17 protein-coding genes are annotated in these 17010 nt (G+C 57.1%); 13 read left to right on the forward strand and 4 right to left on the reverse strand.

Going from position 1 to position 17010, the window contains the following annotated elements:
• The first annotated feature begins 84 nt into the window (after nucleotides 1–84).
• Entirely contained in the window at nucleotides 85–2637 is a 2553-nt protein-coding gene (cyaA, locus tag BV390_RS24200; protein ID WP_032690037.1) for a class I adenylate cyclase, read from the forward strand.
• Nucleotides 2638–2721: 84 nt separating this feature from the next.
• On the opposite strand, the gene cyaY is transcribed toward cyaA, so the two are convergent.
• Nucleotides 2722–3042 carry an iron donor protein CyaY gene (cyaY, locus tag BV390_RS24205; RefSeq protein WP_032690036.1) on the reverse strand — a complete coding sequence of 107 codons (321 nt, stop codon included), beginning with the start codon at nucleotides 3040–3042 and terminating at the stop codon, nucleotides 2722–2724.
• Nucleotides 3043–3180: 138 nt separating this feature from the next.
• Between cyaY and lptM the strand changes: the two genes are divergently transcribed.
• The 8 genes from lptM (at nucleotide 3181) to corA (ending at nucleotide 10108) form a co-directional block, all read left to right on the forward strand.
• On the forward strand, nucleotides 3181–3384 hold the full coding sequence (gene lptM, locus BV390_RS24210; RefSeq protein WP_015585402.1) for an LPS translocon maturation chaperone LptM: 204 nt from the start codon (nucleotides 3181–3183) through the stop codon (nucleotides 3382–3384).
• Nucleotides 3385–3419: 35 nt separating this feature from the next.
• Nucleotides 3420–4244, forward strand: coding sequence for a diaminopimelate epimerase (gene dapF / locus BV390_RS24215; protein ID WP_004869591.1), 825 nt, complete (start codon nucleotides 3420–3422; stop codon nucleotides 4242–4244).
• On the forward strand, nucleotides 4241–4948 hold the full coding sequence (locus BV390_RS24220) for a DUF484 domain-containing protein (RefSeq protein WP_004869595.1): 708 nt from the start codon (nucleotides 4241–4243) through the stop codon (nucleotides 4946–4948). Before dapF ends, BV390_RS24220 begins: the two co-directional genes overlap by 4 nt.
• Nucleotides 4945–5847 (forward strand): tyrosine recombinase XerC, encoded by a 903-nt coding sequence (gene xerC / locus BV390_RS24225; RefSeq protein WP_064385910.1) that lies wholly within the window; start codon nucleotides 4945–4947, stop codon nucleotides 5845–5847. The genes BV390_RS24220 and xerC overlap by 4 nt, the downstream gene beginning before the upstream one ends.
• Complete coding sequence (gene yigB / locus BV390_RS24230; RefSeq protein WP_032697954.1) at nucleotides 5847–6563, forward strand: 5-amino-6-(5-phospho-D-ribitylamino)uracil phosphatase YigB; 717 nt, start codon at nucleotides 5847–5849, stop codon at nucleotides 6561–6563. The genes xerC and yigB overlap by 1 nt, the downstream gene beginning before the upstream one ends.
• A gap of 78 nt (nucleotides 6564–6641) precedes the next feature.
• Entirely contained in the window at nucleotides 6642–8804 is a 2163-nt protein-coding gene (gene uvrD, locus BV390_RS24235) for a DNA helicase II (RefSeq protein ID WP_064385912.1), read from the forward strand.
• A 148-nt stretch (nucleotides 8805–8952) separates the two neighbouring features.
• The gene (gene ysgD / locus BV390_RS31980; protein WP_350028775.1) at nucleotides 8953–9009 is read left to right on the forward strand and encodes a YsgD/CorL family protein; all 57 of its coding nucleotides are present in this window, start codon (nucleotides 8953–8955) and stop codon (nucleotides 9007–9009) included.
• A 148-nt stretch (nucleotides 9010–9157) separates the two neighbouring features.
• Nucleotides 9158–10108 (forward strand): magnesium/cobalt transporter CorA, encoded by a 951-nt coding sequence (gene corA, locus BV390_RS24240; RefSeq protein ID WP_004869610.1) that lies wholly within the window; start codon nucleotides 9158–9160, stop codon nucleotides 10106–10108.
• A gap of 58 nt (nucleotides 10109–10166) precedes the next feature.
• Here corA and rarD read toward each other — a convergent pair whose 3' ends face one another.
• Entirely contained in the window at nucleotides 10167–11060 is an 894-nt protein-coding gene (gene rarD, locus BV390_RS24245; RefSeq protein ID WP_032690031.1) for an EamA family transporter RarD, read from the reverse strand.
• A gap of 49 nt (nucleotides 11061–11109) precedes the next feature.
• A complete protein-coding gene (yigI, locus tag BV390_RS24250) occupies nucleotides 11110–11574 on the reverse strand; it encodes an acyl-CoA thioesterase YigI (protein ID WP_032690030.1) in 465 nt (154 codons plus the stop codon).
• A 156-nt stretch (nucleotides 11575–11730) separates the two neighbouring features.
• Here yigI and pldA point away from each other — a divergent pair, with 156 nt between their 5' ends.
• From pldA to rhtC, 3 genes are all read left to right on the forward strand, one after another.
• Nucleotides 11731–12603, forward strand: coding sequence for a phospholipase A (gene pldA, locus BV390_RS24255; RefSeq protein ID WP_032690029.1), 873 nt, complete (start codon nucleotides 11731–11733; stop codon nucleotides 12601–12603).
• A gap of 67 nt (nucleotides 12604–12670) precedes the next feature.
• Entirely contained in the window at nucleotides 12671–14497 is a 1827-nt protein-coding gene (gene recQ / locus BV390_RS24260; RefSeq protein WP_032698424.1) for an ATP-dependent DNA helicase RecQ, read from the forward strand.
• Between the two features lie 84 nt (nucleotides 14498–14581).
• Nucleotides 14582–15202 (forward strand): threonine export protein RhtC, encoded by a 621-nt coding sequence (rhtC, locus tag BV390_RS24265; protein WP_032690027.1) that lies wholly within the window; start codon nucleotides 14582–14584, stop codon nucleotides 15200–15202.
• Between the two features lie 45 nt (nucleotides 15203–15247).
• Here rhtC and rhtB read toward each other — a convergent pair whose 3' ends face one another.
• Complete coding sequence (gene rhtB / locus BV390_RS24270) at nucleotides 15248–15868, reverse strand: homoserine/homoserine lactone efflux protein (protein ID WP_004869632.1); 621 nt, start codon at nucleotides 15866–15868, stop codon at nucleotides 15248–15250.
• 109 nt (nucleotides 15869–15977) lie between these two features.
• On the opposite strand from rhtB, the gene pldB reads away from it, so the two are divergent.
• Nucleotides 15978–17000, forward strand: a complete 1023-nt coding sequence (pldB, locus tag BV390_RS24275) for a lysophospholipase L2 (protein WP_032690026.1) — start codon at nucleotides 15978–15980, stop codon at nucleotides 16998–17000.
• Nucleotides 17001–17010: the final 10 nt, after the last annotated feature.

Genomic DNA, 17010 nt, shown 5'->3' on the forward strand with positions numbered 1-17010 from the left:
CGACAAATGGTGACGGTTTTTGTTGAAATACTGAAATCCTCCGTACTATTGTACGACGGGTTTTTGAACATCAGGCGATATGTCTTGTACCTCTATATTGAGACACTGAAACAGAGACTGGATGCCATCAACCAACTGCGCGTGGATCGCGCGCTTGCTGCCATGGGACCCGCTTTCCAGCAGGTTTACAGTCTACTGCCGACATTACTACATTATCATCACCCGTTGATGCCGGGTTACCTTGACGGTAACGTTCCCCGCGGCATTTGCCTCTACACGCCTGATGAAACCCAACGCCACTACCTTGACGAGTTAGAACTGCACCGCGGCATGCTGGCGCAGGAGCCGCCGAAAGGCGAACTGCCGATAACCGGCGTCTACTCGATGGGCAGTACCTCCTCCGTAGGCCAAAGCTGCTCTTCCGACCTCGATATCTGGGTTTGTCATCAGGCATGGCTTGATACCGAAGAGCGCCAGCTGCTGCAGCGCAAATGTAGCCTGTTGGAAAGCTGGGCGGCATCGCTGGGCGTTGAGGTCAGCTTCTTCCTGATTGACGAAAACCGCTTCCGCCATAACGAAAGCGGCAGCCTGGGTGGCGAAGACTGCGGGTCGACGCAGCATATCCTGCTGCTGGATGAGTTCTACCGCACCGCCGTGCGCCTCGCCGGGAAACGTATTCTGTGGAATATGGTGCCGTGCGACGAAGAGGATCATTACGACGATTACGTGATGGGGCTCTATGCGCAAGGTGTACTGACGCCAAATGAGTGGCTCGATCTGGGCGGCCTGAGCTCGCTGTCGGCGGAAGAGTATTTCGGCGCCAGCCTGTGGCAGCTCTATAAAAGTATCGATTCACCGTATAAAGCGGTGCTGAAAACGCTGCTGCTGGAAGCCTACTCCTGGGAGTACCCGAACAACCGCCTGCTGGCGAAAGACATTAAACAGCGTCTGCACGACGGAGAAATCGTCTCGTTTGGGCTCGATCCTTACTGCATGATGCTGGAACGCGTGACCGCCTATCTGCAGGCCATTGAAGACGACACGCGTCTCGATCTGGTGCGCCGCTGTTTCTATCTGAAAGTGTGCGAAAAACTCAGCCGCGAGCGCGCCTGCGTAGGCTGGCGTCGTGAAGTGGTGAGCCACCTGGTGCAAGAGTGGGGCTGGGATGAAAAGCGTCTGATGATGCTGGACAACCGGGCTAACTGGAAGATCGACGAAGTACGCAAAGCGCACAACGAGCTGCTGGATGCGATGATGCAAAGCTATCGCAACCTGATCCGCTTTGCGCGGCGTAACAACCTCAGCGTGTCCGCCAGTCCGCAGGATATCGGCGTACTGACCCGTAAGCTGTATGCGGCGTTTGAAGCGCTGCCGGGCAAAGTGACGCTGGTGAACCCGCAAATCTCTCCGGATCTCTCCGAACCGAATCTGACCTTCATCCACGTGCCTCCTGGCCGTGCCAACCGTACCGGTTGGTATGTGTACAATCGTGCGCCGGATATGGAATCGATCATCAGCCATCAGCCGCTGGAATATAACCGTTATCTTAATAAGCTGGTGGCATGGGCCTGGTTTAACGGCCTGCTGACGTCACGCACTCGCCTGTTTATTAAGGGCAACGGTATCGTCGATCTGGCGAAGCTTCAGGAGATGGTCGCCGACGTTTCGCACCATTTCCCGCTGCGTCTGCCGTCGCCAACGCCCAAAGCGCTGTATAGCCCCTGCGAAATCCGCCACCTGGCGATTATCGTCAACCTCGAATATGACCCGACGGCGGCGTTCCGCAATCAGGTTGTGCATTTTGACTTCCGTAAACTGGATGTCTTCAGCTTTGGCGAAGAGCAGAAGTGCTTAATCGGTAGCGTCGATCTGCTGTACCGCAACTCGTGGAACGAAGTGCGCACCCTGCACTTTAACGGCGAGCAGGCGATGATCGAAGCGCTGAAAACCATTCTCGGTAAAATGCATCAGGATGCTGCGCCGCCGGATAGCGTTGAAGTGTTCTGCTACAGTCAGCATCTGCGCGGTCTCATCCGCACCCGCGTGCAGCAGATGGTGTCCGAGTGCATTGAGCTGCGCCTTTCCAGTACCCGTCAGGATACCGGGCGCTTTAAGGCGCTGCGCGTTTCCGGGCAGACCTGGGGACTGTTTTTCGAACGTCTTAACGTGTCGGTGCAGAAGCTGGAGAACGCCATTGAATTCTACGGCGCTATCTCGCATAACAAGCTGCACGGCCTGTCGGTTCAGGTGGAAACCAACCATGTTAAGCTACCGGCGGTAGTGGATGGATTTGCCAGCGAAGGGATTATTCAGTTCTTCTTTGAAGAGGCGGATAACGAGAGCGGATTTAATATCTATATTCTCGACGAGAGCAACCGCGCCGAGGTTTATCATCACTGTGAAGGCAGTAAAGAGGAGCTGGTGCGTGACGTGAGCCGCTTCTACTCTTCATCCCACGATCGTTTCACCTACGGCTCCAGTTTTATCAACTTCAACCTGCCGCAGTTCTATCAGATCGTCGATGTTGACGGTCGACCTCAGGTGATTCCGTTCCGCAGCCAGGCGATCGGGGCGGCTGCCGCGCCGGTGAGCCAGGATGCCGTGGCGTCGCCCATGCTGCAGCAGCACTATTCCTGACCGACGTTCCTGAGTCACCATTTCCCCGGCGACGTTGTGTTTTCGCCGGGGTTTTGCTTTCCCGATGACGATGAAAGCGCTGGCTTAGCGAAAACTCACGGCTTCGCCGGCCTGCTGGGTCGCCGCCTGCTCCAGCAGGTCCCAGAAGGTTTCACCGCTGCGGTCGCACACCCACTCATCACCTTTAAGATCAAAATGGTAGCCGCCTTGCTTTGTCGCCAGCCACACCTGATGCAGCGGCTCCTGACGGTTGATAATAATTTTGCTGCCGTTCTCAAAACTGAGGGTCAGCACGCCGCCGTTGATCTCACAGTCGATATCGCTATCGCCGTCCCGCTCGTCCAGATGTTCTTCGATGGTCATCCACAGGCTGTCAGCCAGGCGATGGAATTCACTGTCGTTCATGGTTCTACCCTGCTTTTTTGAAGATGGCGGCAGTATAGCGCGAAACAAAAGCGCGCGCAGTTGGATGCTAAACGCTTGCTTTTACGTCTTCTCCTGCGATGATAGAAAGCAGAAAGAGTGAATCACGGGCAACTATCAATGAAAAACGTTTTTCCAACGCTTGCCGTTTTATTGGCGATCTTCAGCCTGACCGGCTGTGGTCTGAAGGGACCGCTTTATTTCCCTCCGGCAGAAAAGACGGCGGCTCCGCCGACCAAACCGGTCAATAGCGGTATCCAGAGCTCGGCGCCAGATCGTAACGATCGTGGCGATAGCGGCGGCCCGACCCAGGTAAACTATTAACGATAACGTTCTGTTCCGCGCGACTGGAGTAGATGATGCAGTTCTCTAAAATGCATGGCCTTGGCAACGATTTTATGGTCGTTGACGCGGTAACGCAGAATGTTTTTTTCTCACCGGAGCTGATTCGCCGCCTGGCGGATCGGCATCTGGGCGTCGGTTTCGATCAGCTGCTGGTTGTTGAGCCGCCTTACGATCCGGATCTGGATTTCCATTATCGTATCTTCAACGCCGACGGCAGCGAAGTGTCGCAGTGCGGTAACGGCGCGCGCTGCTTTGCCCGCTTTGTCCGCTTGAAAGGCCTGACCAATAAACGTGACATCCGCGTGAGCACGGCAAACGGTCGTATGGTATTAAGCGTAACGGAAGACGATTTGGTGCGCGTCAACATGGGGGAGCCGAACTTCGAGCCCTCTCAGGTGCCCTTCCGCGCCAACAAAGCGGAAAAGACCTATATTATGCGCGCCGCCGAGCAGACAGTATTGTGCGGCGTGGTCTCGATGGGGAACCCGCACTGCGTCATTCAGGTCGATAATGTGGAAACCGCCGCGGTGGAAACCCTCGGCCCGGTGATGGAAAGCCACGAACGCTTCCCGGAGCGCGCCAACATCGGTTTTATGCAGGTGGTCGAGCGCGATCGCATTCGTCTGCGTGTTTATGAGCGCGGCGCAGGTGAAACTCAGGCCTGCGGCAGCGGTGCCTGTGCGGCGGTAGCGGTTGGTATCCAACAGGGACTGCTGGCCGAAGAAGTACGCGTGGAATTACCAGGCGGGCGTCTTGATATCGCCTGGAAAGGCCCGGGCCAACCGTTGTTTATGACTGGCCCGGCGGCACATGTCTACGACGGATTTATTCACTTATGAAACAAGTCGGGGAAGAACAGCAGGAAATCACCGGCGCGCTGAACGACCGCGCGGTGGTGGACTATCTGTTGCAACATCCTGAATTTTTTATTCGTAATGCTGCTCTGGTCGAGCACATGCGCGTTCCGCATCCGGTACGCGGCTCGATCTCGCTGGTGGAATGGCACATGGTGCGGGCACGTAACCATATCAACGTGCTGGAAGAGAACATGATGCTGCTGATGGAGCAGGCCACGGCGAATGAGAGCCTGTTCCAGCGTCTGCTGCATCTGCAGACGCGGCTGGCGGCGGCGGAAAGCCTTGATGAGATGCTCAATCGCTTTCACCGCTGGGCGCGCGAAATAGGGCTGGCGGGGGCGACGGTGCGTCTGTTTCCCGATAGCTGGCGGCTGGGCGCGCCGTCAAAATTCACCCATCTGGCGCTAAGCCGGCAGGCATTTGAGCCTATCCGCATTCAGCGTCTTGGGCAGGCTCGTCATTATCTCGGGCCGCTGCACGGACCTGAACTGCTGGTGGTACTGCCGGAAGCGAAAGCTATCGGCTCGGTGGCGATGTCGCTGCTCGGCGGCGATGATGCCCCTGGCGTGATGCTTTTCAGCAGTCGCGATGCCCAGCATTATCAACAAGGCCAGGGAACGCAGCTGCTGCAGGAAATTGCGTTAATGCTGCCGGGTCTGTTGGAGCGCTGGGTTGAACGCGCATGACCGACTCTCTCTTATTCACCGCCGTTGAGCGCTTTCTACGCTATCTGGGCGTGGAGCGTCAGCTGAGCCCGATCACGCTACTGAACTACCGGCGTCAGCTTGATGCGCTGATGGCGCTCGCGGAACAGGCGGGGCTCAAAAGCTGGCAGCAGTGCGATGCCGCTCAGGTTCGTGGTCTGGCGGTCCGTAGCCGTAAACAGGGGCTGGGGCCGGCAAGCCTTGCGCTGCGGCTTTCCGCGTTGCGCAGTTTCTTTGACTGGCTGGTGGCGCAGGGCGAGCTGGCGGCGAACCCGGCGAAAGGTATCTCCGCCCCAAAAATTCCCCGTCACTTACCGAAAAATATTGATGTCGATGACGTCAACCGGCTGCTGGATATCGATCTTAACGATCCGCTGGCGGTGCGCGATCGGGCGATGCTGGAGGTAATGTACGGCGCGGGTCTGCGTCTCTCCGAGCTGGTCAATCTGGATATTCAACACCTCGATCTGGAATCCGGGGAGGTGTGGGTGATGGGCAAAGGAAGCAAAGAACGCCGCCTGCCGATTGGGCGCAGCGCGGTGGCGTGGATCGAACACTGGCTCGATTTACGCGGTCTGTTTGGCACGGATGACGCTGCGCTGTTTTTATCTAAACTGGGGAAACGTATTTCCGCGCGTAATGTGCAGAAGCGCTTTGCCGAATGGGGCATTAAGCAGGGGCTGAATAGCCACGTGCATCCGCATAAACTGCGCCACTCCTTTGCCACCCATATGCTGGAGTCGAGCGGCGATCTGCGCGGCGTACAGGAGCTGCTGGGTCATGCTAATCTCTCGACCACCCAAATCTATACCCATCTTGATTTTCAACACCTTGCCTCGGTGTATGATGCGGCGCATCCGCGCGCCAAACGGGGGAAATAATGCGTTTTTACCGACCGCTGGGCCAAATTTCTGCACTGACGTTTGACCTGGACGATACCCTTTACGACAACCGCCCGGTCATCGACCGGACGTTGCAGGAGTCGCTGGCCTTTGTGCGCAGCTACCATCCGTCACTGAGTCAGTTTGATGCCAACGAGCTGCAGCGGCTGCGCCAGACGCTGCTGGAGAGCGAGCCCGAGATTTACCACGACGTCACCGAGTGGCGCCGCCGCGCGCTGGTGCTGGGGATGACGAATGCCGGACTCTCTGCCGGGCAGGCTGCCGAGGGCGCGGATGCGGCAATGGCGAATTTTGCCCACTGGCGTAGTTTGATCGACGTGCCGCAGGAAACTCACGATACGCTGGCCGCGCTGGCGGAGAAATGGCCGCTGGTGGCGGTGACCAACGGCAACGCGCAGCCCGAACTCTTTGGTTTGAGCGACTATTTCCGTTTTGTTCTGCGTGCTGGTCCGGACGGGCGATCGAAACCCTTTGCTGATATGTACCATCTGGCGGCGGAGCGTCTTGATTTGCCGCTGGATCAGATACTCCACGTGGGGGATGATCTGACCACCGATGTTGCGGGCGCTATTCGCTGCGGCATGCAGGCCTGCTGGATCAAGCCGCAGGGGGCCGATCTGATGCGCGCGACCGACAGCCGCCTGCTGCCACACATTGAAATTTCACGGTTGGCATCTCTGACCTCGCTGATATAATCACCACTAGTTCTGTATATATTAACAGTATGCCCGGTAGACGATGCGTTGCCGGGCAGCTCATTTCCGGCGGTGCCAATGGACGTTTCTTACCTGCTCGACAGCCTCAATGACAAACAGCGTGAAGCCGTAGCCGCTTCACGCACCAATATGCTGGTTCTGGCGGGAGCGGGCAGCGGTAAGACGCGCGTTCTGGTACACCGTATTGCCTGGCTGCTGAGCGTAGAAAACTGCTCGCCGTATTCCATCATGGCGGTGACCTTTACCAACAAAGCGGCGGCGGAGATGCGCCATCGTATCGGCCAGCTGATGGGGACGACCCAGGGCGGCATGTGGGTCGGCACCTTCCATGGGCTGGCGCATCGCCTGCTGCGGGCCCATCATCTGGACGCAAACCTGCCACAGGATTTTCAGATCCTCGATAGCGAAGATCAGCTGCGCCTGCTGAAGCGCCTGATTAAAGCCATGAACCTCGACGAGAAGCAGTGGCCGCCGCGTCAGGCGATGTGGTACATCAACAGCCAGAAAGACGAAGGGCTGCGCCCGCATCATATTCAGAGTTACGGCAACCCGGTGGAACAGACCTGGCAGAAGGTTTATCAGGCCTATCAGGAAGCCTGCGATCGCGCTGGTCTGGTGGACTTTGCCGAGCTGCTGCTGCGTGCGCACGAGCTGTGGCTCAATAAACCGCATATTCTCCAGCACTACCGCGAACGCTTCACCAATATCCTGGTGGATGAGTTTCAGGATACCAACAACATTCAGTACGCGTGGATCCGCCTGCTGGCGGGCGATAGCGGCAAAGTGATGATCGTGGGGGATGATGACCAGTCGATCTACGGCTGGCGCGGCGCCCAGGTTGAGAATATTCAGCGTTTTCTCACCGATTTCCCCGGCGCGCAGACCATCCGCCTCGAGCAGAACTACCGCTCGACCAGCAATATCCTGAGCGCCGCTAACGCCCTGATTGAAAACAACAGCGGGCGTCTGGGTAAGAAACTGTGGACCGACGGCGCCGACGGCGAACCGATCTCCCTCTATTGCGCGTTTAACGATCTCGATGAAGCGCGCTTTGTCGTCAACCGTATCAAAACCTGGCAGGAGAACGGCGGGGCGCTTGAGCAATGCGCCATTCTCTACCGCAGCAACGCCCAGTCGCGCGTGCTGGAAGAGGCGCTGCTGCAGGCCTGCATGCCGTACCGTATCTATGGCGGCATGCGCTTCTTCGAACGCCAGGAGATCAAAGATGCGCTCTCCTATCTGCGTCTGATTGCCAACCGTAACGACGATGCGGCGTTTGAGCGCGTGGTGAATACGCCCACCCGCGGTATCGGCGACCGCACGCTGGACGTGGTGCGCCAGACCTCGCGCGACCGTCAGCTAACGCTGTGGCAGGCTTGTCGCGAGCTGTTAAAAGATAAAGTCCTGGCCGGGCGCGCCGCCAGCGCGCTGCAACGTTTTATGGAGCTGATTGACGCTCTGGCGCAGGAGACGGCGGATATGCCGCTGCACGTGCAGACCGACCGGGTGATTAACGATTCCGGCCTGCGGATGATGTACGAGCAGGAAAAGGGCGAGAAAGGCCAGACGCGAATCGAAAACTTAGAGGAGCTGGTGACGGCAACGCGCCAGTTCAGCTACAACGATGAAGATGAGGATTTAATGCCGCTGCAGGCCTTCCTCTCTCACGCCGCGCTGGAGGCGGGGGAAGGGCAGGCGGATACCTGGCAGGATGCGGTGCAGCTGATGACGCTGCACTCGGCGAAAGGTCTGGAGTTTCCGCAGGTGTTTATCGTTGGCGTGGAAGAGGGGATGTTCCCGAGCCAGATGGCGCTGGATGAAGGCGGCCGGCTGGAAGAGGAGCGTCGCCTGGCTTACGTCGGCGTGACGCGCGCGATGCAGAAACTGACTCTCACCTATGCGGAAACCCGCCGTCTGTACGGCAAAGAGGTTTACCATCGCCCGTCGCGCTTTATCGGCGAGCTGCCGGAAGCCTGTGTAGAAGAGGTACGCCTGCGCGCAACGGTGAGCCGTCCGGTCAGCCATCAGCGGATGGGGACGCCGATGGCGGAAAACGATACCGGTTACAAACTGGGCCAGCGCGTACGCCATCCGAAGTTTGGCGAAGGCACCATCGTGAATCTGGAAGGCAGCGGCGAGCATAGCCGTTTGCAGGTCGCCTTCCAGGGGCAAGGTATTAAATGGTTAGTGGCGGCCTATGCCCGGCTGGAAACAGTGTAACAGTAAGAAAAATATCGTTTTTTTGTAATAATCTGCTAGCCTTATATGCTAAAGGGCAGGATTTGCTCTTTAGCGTTCCGTTGCGTGTTGACGCCGTTTTTGTGCTGGCGTAACATGCGCGCACGATTACGCTAAGAGGACATTCGCCTTGGACACACCCAGTAGATGCTGGCTCAACTTCCTGTCCGTCAGGAACAACTCCTAAGGCTATCCTCTTATGCTGATAGCCTTAGCGGTTGTCAGCGACCCGTCATACCCGTCGCTCTGAGTCAGGCTTAATGGTCTGAAACCCAAATTGTTTCTGTGTGCCCACCGAACTGTCCGATAATTTTTTTGCATTGGGAGTCCCGGTCATGCTGAGCGCATTTCAACTGGAAAATAATCGTTTAACACGCCTGGAAGCTGATGAGATCAAACATCTCGCCAGTTCGGTGTGGGTCGATCTGGTCGAGCCCGACGACGAAGAACGAAGCCGCGTGCAGACGGAATTGGGTCAGAACCTGGCAACGCGCCCGGAACTGGAAGATATCGAAGCATCGGCGCGTTTCTTCGAAGATGAAGACGGTTTACACATTCACTCTTTTTTCTTTTTTGAAGATGCAGAGGATCACGCCGGTAACTCCACCGTGGCATTTACGATTCGTGAAGGGCGCCTGTTTACCCTGCGCGAACGTGAATTGCCGGCATTTCGCCTCTATCGCATGCGCGTTCGCAACCAGTTAATGGTTGATGGCAACGCCTATGAACTGCTGCTGGATCTGTTCGAAACCAAAATCGAACAGCTGGCGGATGAAATCGAAAATATCTACAGCGACCTGGAAAAACTTAGCCGCGTGATTATGGAAGGTCGTCAGGGCGATGAGTACGACGATGCGCTCTCAACGCTTGCCGAGCAGGAAGATATTGGCTGGAAGGTCCGTCTGTGTCTGATGGATACCCAGCGCGCTCTGAACTTCCTGGTACGCAAGGCGCGTTTACCTGCGGGACAGCTGGAGCAGGCGCGCGAAATCCTGCGAGATATCGAATCCCTGCTGCCACATAACGAATCGCTGTTCCAGAAGGTCAACTTCCTGATGCAGGCGGCGATGGGCTTTATCAACATCGAGCAGAACCGCATCATCAAGATCTTCTCGGTGGTTTCCGTGGTCTTTCTGCCGCCTACGCTGGTGGCTTCCAGCTACGGGATGAACTTTGAGTTTATGCCGGAGCTGCACTGGAGCTTTGGCTATCCCGGCGCGATCGTCTTTATGATGCTCGCCGGCCTGGCGCCGTATCTCTACTTCAAGCGTAAAAACTGGCTGTAGGGGATAAGCACCCGGATAGCGGCGCTGCCGTCTTATCCGGGCAGGATATCCGCGTCGGCTATCCTCTGCGTTGCCGGCGCTGGGTATACAGCGCATCGACGATAAAGACCGCCAGCGCCACCCAGATAAAGGCGAAGGTCACCATCTTATCTGCCCCCGGAACTTCGCCGTAAAAGATCACCGCCAGCAGGAACATCAGCGTCGGGCCGATATACTGGAAGAATCCCAGGGTGGAGAGCCGCAGACGGGTTGCCGCGCCGGTAAAGCACAGCAGGGGAATCGTGGTGACAACGCCCGCCGCCATCAGCAGCAGATTCAGCGACCACGGGTTCTCTCCCATATGGCTGGTTGGGCTATCGGCGATGGCAAACAGGTAGACGGCGGCGACCGGCAGGAGCCACAGGGTTTCGACTAACATCCCGGTTTGTGCATCCACGGCGATCTTTTTACGCAGCAGCCCGTAAAAGGCAAAGCTGAAGGCCAGCCCAAGGCCGATAACCGGCAGCGAACCAAAGGTCCACAGCTGTACCAGCACACCGCACACGGCCAGCAGCACCGCCACCCACTGCATGCGGCGAAAACGCTCGCCGAGGAAAATCATCCCCAGCACAATATTCACCAGCGGGTTAATGAAGTAGCCGAGACTGGCCTCCAGCATATGGTGGTTATTCACCGCCCAGATGAAGAGCAGCCAGTTGCCGCCAATCAGCACTGCCGACAGCGCCAGCAGGAAAATCTTGCGCGGCATATGCAGCAGTTTTTTCACCTGCGGCCACTGGTGGCTGAGGCTGATTAACGCCAGCATAAAAAAGAATGACCAGATCACGCGATGCGTCAGGATTTCATCGGCGGGAACATAGTAGATAAGTTTGAAGTAGGCAGGTGCGATGCCCCAGATAAAATAGGCGGCAAGAGCCAGTATAACCCCCAGCCGCGTTTGTTTTGCATCCATCGGTAAAATCCGTTACGCCAAAACAACGATGTTACTTTATTTACCGCGATCAACCCACCATATACGTCGCCGTGGCGCTGGCGATATAGACCTGCTCTTCGTTATGCAACTCCACGCGGGCGACCGCGACCTTATTCCCGGCGCGTAGCAGGCTGCTGGTGGCGGTAAAGTGCTCGCCGCGTCCGGGGCGCAGATAGTCGACGCGCAGATCGATGGTTCCCATGCGCGACAGACGCTGGCGTAGCTCTTCTTCGGTGATGGTGTTATGGCGGGTCAGCGTACTGCCTACGCACACCAGCCCGGCGGCGACGTCCAGCGCGGAGGCAATCACTCCGCCGTGCAGAATGCTCTGCGCCCAGTTACCGACCATCATCGGCTGATTTTTGAAGCTAAGTTGGGCAAACTCTTTTTCATAACGCTCCAGCTTCAATCCTAAGGCGCGATTAAACGGCATATGGTAAACAAAGATTTCGCCCACCAGCTTAAGGACGGCGTCGGCAGTGAGTTCAGACATGACAATTGTATCCATTCGTTAATAAAATGTTGATTTTATGCTTCTGAAACGGCGATTGCCACTTTCAGAGCGGATAACCGGGCAGGATGGCGGTAAACAGGTAGAATGGATGCGGGATAAAACAGAAATAAAAATCACTCATTCAGGAGAACAGTAATGCGTATCTCTTTGGCCTGGCTGTTAGCGCTGAGCGCGCTTCCGGCCGGCGTTTTGGCGCAGGATGCGCCGGTTAGTCCGCCGGTTCATGATAAACCGGCGGTGCGCGGTAGCATTATCGCGAACCTGTTGCAGGACCATGATAATCCTTTCTTGCTGTATCCCTATGAGAGCAACTACCTGCTCTATACGTGGAGTAGCGATATCAACAAGGAAGCGATCTCCAGCTATGACTGGGCGGAAAATGCCCGCAAAGATGAAGTCAAATTCCAGCTCAGTCTGGCATTTCCGCTGTGGCGAGGGATCCTCGGCGAGAACTCGCTGCTCGGGGCATCCTATACGCAGAAGTCCTGGTGGCAGCTCTCCAACAGCAAAGAGTCCGCACCGTTTCGTGAAACCAACTATGAACCGCAGCTGTTTTTGGGATTTGCTACGGATTATCAGCTTGCCGGCTGGACGTTGCGTGATGTCGAAATGGGTTACAACCACGATTCGAACGGTCGCTCGGATCCCACTTCCCGCAGCTGGAACCGCCTGTATGCCCGCCTGATGGCGCAAAATGGCAACTGGCTGGTGGAGGTGAAACCCTGGTATGTGGTCGGCAGCACCAACGATAACCCGGATATCACCAAATATATGGGCTATTACCGTCTGAAGGTGGGGTATCAGTTAGGTGAGGCGATCCTCAGCGCCCAGGGGCAATATAACTGGAACACCGGTTACGGCGGTGCGGAGCTCGGCGTCAGCTATCCGATTACCCGCCATGTGCGCTTCTACACCCAGGTTTACAGCGGTTATGGCGAGTCGCTTATCGATTATAACTTTAACCAGACCCGCGTCGGCGTCGGCGTGACGCTTAACGATCTGTTTTAATCGTTGCACTCTGGCTCACTGGCGCTGAAAATAGCGCCTGTTTTCTTTTCAGGCAGACGGGGTCAACGTGGCGCAGGCGGAAGTATTGAATCAAACATTGCTGGCAAAGCAGGTTTTACAGGAAACCTTCGGCTACCAGCAGTTTCGCCCGGGCCAGGAAACCATTATCGACACGGCGTTGGGCGGGCGTGACTGCCTGGTCGTCATGCCGACCGGCGGCGGCAAATCGCTGTGCTACCAGGTGCCCGCGCTGGTGCTGGGCGGCCTGACGGTGGTGGTATCGCCGCTGATCTCGCTGATGAAAGATCAGGTCGACCAGCTGCTGGCGAACGGCGTGGCCGCCGCCTGTCTGAACTCGACCCAAAGCCGCGAGCAGCAGCAGGAAGTCATGGCCGGCTGTCGCAGCGGGCAGATTCGCCTGCTGTATATCGCCCCCGAGCGTTTGATGCTGGATAACTTCCTTGAGCATCTCAGCCACTGGAACCTGGCAATGGTGGCGGTGGATGAAGCGCACTGTATTTCCCAATGGGGTCATGATTTCCGGCCGGAATATGCCGCCCTGGGCCAGCTGCGCCAGCGTGTGCCGCAGATCCCGTTTATGGCGTTAACCGCCACCGCCGATGACACCACCCGCCGCGATATCGTTCGCCTGCTGGGGCTGAATGACCCGCTGATTCAGGTCAGCAGCTTCGATCGCCCGAACATCCGCTACATGCTGATGGAGAAGTTTAAACCGCTCGATCAGCTGATGCGCTACGTGCAGGACCAGCGCGGAAAATCGGGCATTATCTACTGCAACAGCCGTTCGAAAGTGGAAGATACCGCCGCACGCCTGCAAAGTCGCGGGATCAGCGCGGCGGCCTACCATGCCGGGCTGGAGAACGACGTGCGTGCGGATGTGCAGGAGAAATTTCAGCGCGACGATCTGCAAATCGTGGTGGCCACGGTCGCTTTCGGCATGGGGATCAATAAACCCAACGTCCGCTTCGTGGTGCACTTTGACATTCCACGCAATATTGAATCCTACTACCAGGAAACCGGTCGCGCCGGTCGCGATGGCCTGCCGGCGGAAGCGATGCTGTTTTACGATCCGGCCGATATGGCGTGGCTGCGTCGCTGTCTGGAGGAGAAACCTGCCGGGCCGCTGCAGGATATTGAGCGCCACAAGCTGAACGCGATGGGGGCGTTTGCCGAAGCGCAAACCTGCCGCCGTCTGGTGCTGCTCAACTATTTTGGCGAAGGGCGCCAGGAAGCCTGCGGCAACTGCGATATCTGCCTCGATCCGCCGAAGCAGTACGACGGATTAATGGACGCGCGCAAAGCGCTGTCGACGATTTACCGCGTCAATCAGCGGTTTGGTATGGGCTACGTGGTTGAAGTGCTGCGCGGGGCCAACAATCAGCGCATTCGTGAGATGGCGCATGACAAGCTGCCGGTGTACGGCATCGGCCGCGAGCAGAGCCATGAACACTGGGTGAGCGTGATTCGCCAGCTGATTCACCTCGGTCTGGTGACGCAGAATATCGCGCAGCACTCGGCGCTGCAGCTAACCGAGGCAGCGCGTCCGGTGCTGCGCGGCGAGGTGCCGCTGCAGCTGGCGGTTCCGCGTATCGTGGCGCTGAAGCCGAAGGCGATGCAAAAATCCTTCGGCGGCAATTACGATCGCAAGCTGTTTGCCAAGCTGCGCAAACTGCGTAAAGCCATCGCCGATGAAGAGAATATCCCGCCGTACGTGGTGTTCAACGACGCGACGCTGATCGAAATGGCGGAGCAGTCGCCGATGACCGCCGGTGAGATGCTGAGCGTGAACGGCGTGGGCACGCGTAAACTTGAGCGTTTCGGGAAAGAGTTTATGGCGCTGATTCGGGCGCATATCGATGGTGAAGATGAGTAGTCAGCCGGGCAAAAAAGTGTCAGGATAGTTTCGGTCTTCACTATATTCCTGCGATCCAAATTGCCGATAGATTAGGGTGCAATCATGCTAATGCTTTTCCTCACCGTCGCGCTGGTGCATATCATTGCGCTGATGAGTCCTGGCCCGGACTTTTTCTTTGTTTCTCAGACCGCCGTGAGTCGTTCTCGTAAAGAGGCCATGATGGGCGTGCTGGGGATTACCTGTGGCGTCATGGTCTGGGCGGGCGTTGCGCTGCTTGGCCTGCACCTGATTATCGAAAAAATGGCCTGGCTGCACACCATTATCATGGTGGGCGGTGGACTGTACCTGTGCTGGATGGGTTATCAGATGCTGCGCGGGGCGCTGAAGAAAAGCGCCGTGGCGGCGCCGGAGCCGCAGGTCGAGCTGGCCCGCAGCGGCCGTAGCTTCCTGAAAGGGCTGCTGACCAACCTCGCTAACCCGAAGGCGATTATCTATTTTGGTTCCGTCTTCTCCCTGTTTGTCGGCGATAACGTTGGCACGGGCGAGCGCTGGGGGATTTTCCTGCTGATTGTTCTGGAAACGCTGGCCTGGTTTACCGTGGTCGCCAGCCTGTTCGCCCTACCGACGATGCGTCGCGGCTACCAGCGAATGGCAAAATGGATCGACGGCATTGCCGGCACGCTCTTTGCCGGCTTCGGCATTCATCTGATCATTTCGCGCTAAGCGCAGATTTTCCCGGTTTGCTTCAGGCAAACCGGGACTCTCCCGTCAGGCATGGCGTGCGGAAGCTAACAGCGCGCCTACCAGCATAAATAACGATCCGAAGACTTTGTTCAACGCCTTCATCTGTTTCGGTCCTTTAATCCATGCCGCAATACGCTGCGCCAGCGTCGCGTAGCCAATCATCACAATGATATCTACCGCAATAGTGGTGACGCCGAGAACCAGATACTGCATGACCTGCGGCTGATGCGGCACGATAAACTGCGGGAACAGGGCCGCCAGAAAGACAATGCTTTTTGGGTTGGTCAGGTTGACGAAGACCGCGCGCTGGAACAGTTTTCCACGCGTTTGCGCCTTTGCCAGAGTATTGAGATTGAGCGATCCCGCCGCGCGCCATTGCTGAATACCCAGCCAGATAAGATACGCCGCCCCGGCCCACTTCAGCACCTCGAAGGCCAGCACCGAGCGGGAAAACAGCGTTCCCAGGCCGATACCAACAAGGACGATATGGATCGCCAGCCCGGTTTGTAATCCGGCAATCGAGGCGGCCGCGCCGCGGTAGCCGTGGTTGATCGAGGTTGTCATGGTATTAATAGCCCCGGAACCTGGCGACAGGCTGAGGATAATGGATGTCAGCAGATAGGCGAACCACCACTCGAACGTCATGAGAAACTCCCTGGTTGTCTGTTTTTATGCCACAATACGCTATTGCGTAAGCATTGTGTGATGCGCGCTAAAAAAACGATTTTCAGTGGTTAACAGGGGTGTAAGCCCGATGTTTCGGCAGCAAAAGGATTGGGATACACGAGAAAACGCGTTTGCGGCTTTTACGATGGGGCCACTCACCGATTTCTGGCATCAGCGGGAAGAGGCGGAATTCAGGGGCGTAGACGATGTCCCGGTCCGTTTTGTTCGCTTTTGCGCCAAAGATAACGATCGGCTCGTGGTCATCTGTCCGGGGCGTATTGAAAGCTACGTGAAATACGCCGAGCTGGCTTACGATCTGTTCCACAGCGGTTTCGACGTGATGATTATCGACCATCGCGGCCAGGGGCGTTCCGGGCGCATATTGACCGACAGCCATCGCGGCCACGTGGTGCGCTTTAGCGATTATGTCGACGATCTGGCGGCGCTCTGGCAGCAGGAAGTTGCCCCCGGCCACTGGCGAAAAAGGTTTATCCTCGCGCATTCGATGGGCGGGGCCATCGCGACGCTGTTTTTGCAGCGTCACCAGCAGCATTGTGACGCTATTGCGCTGTGCGCGCCCATGTTTGGTATCGTCATGCGTTTCCCGGACTGGATGGTGCGTCATATTCTCGACTGGGCTGAGGGCCATCAGCGCATTCGTGAAGAGTATGCGCTGGGTACCGGCCGCTGGCGGGCGCTGCCCTTTTCGGTCAACGTGCTGACGCACAGTCGCCAACGCTATCGCCGTAATCTGCGCTTCTATGCCGATGAACCACAGCTGCGCGTCGGCGGGCCAACCTACCACTGGGTGCGTGAGGGGATCCTCGCAGGCGAAGAGGCGCTGGCGGGCGTAGAGAAAGACACCACTCCCACACTGTTATTGCAGGCAGAAGAAGAACGCGTGGTTGATAACCGCATGCACGAGCGCTACTGCGAACTCCGTGCCGCGGCAGGTCGGCCCTGCGAAGGTAATAAGCCGCTTGTTATAGAAGGGGCATACCATGAGATCCTTTTTGAAAAGGACGCCATGCGCTCAGTCGCGCTGAATGCCATCGTCGATTTTTTCAGTCGACACAATGAATCCGACGAAAACGCTCGTCGCCCTGCTTAGAGGTTAAAAT

It is taken from the genome of Klebsiella sp. YJ (assembly GCF_002108615.1).
Taxonomy (GTDB): Bacteria; Pseudomonadota; Gammaproteobacteria; order Enterobacterales; family Enterobacteriaceae; genus Klebsiella; species Klebsiella planticola.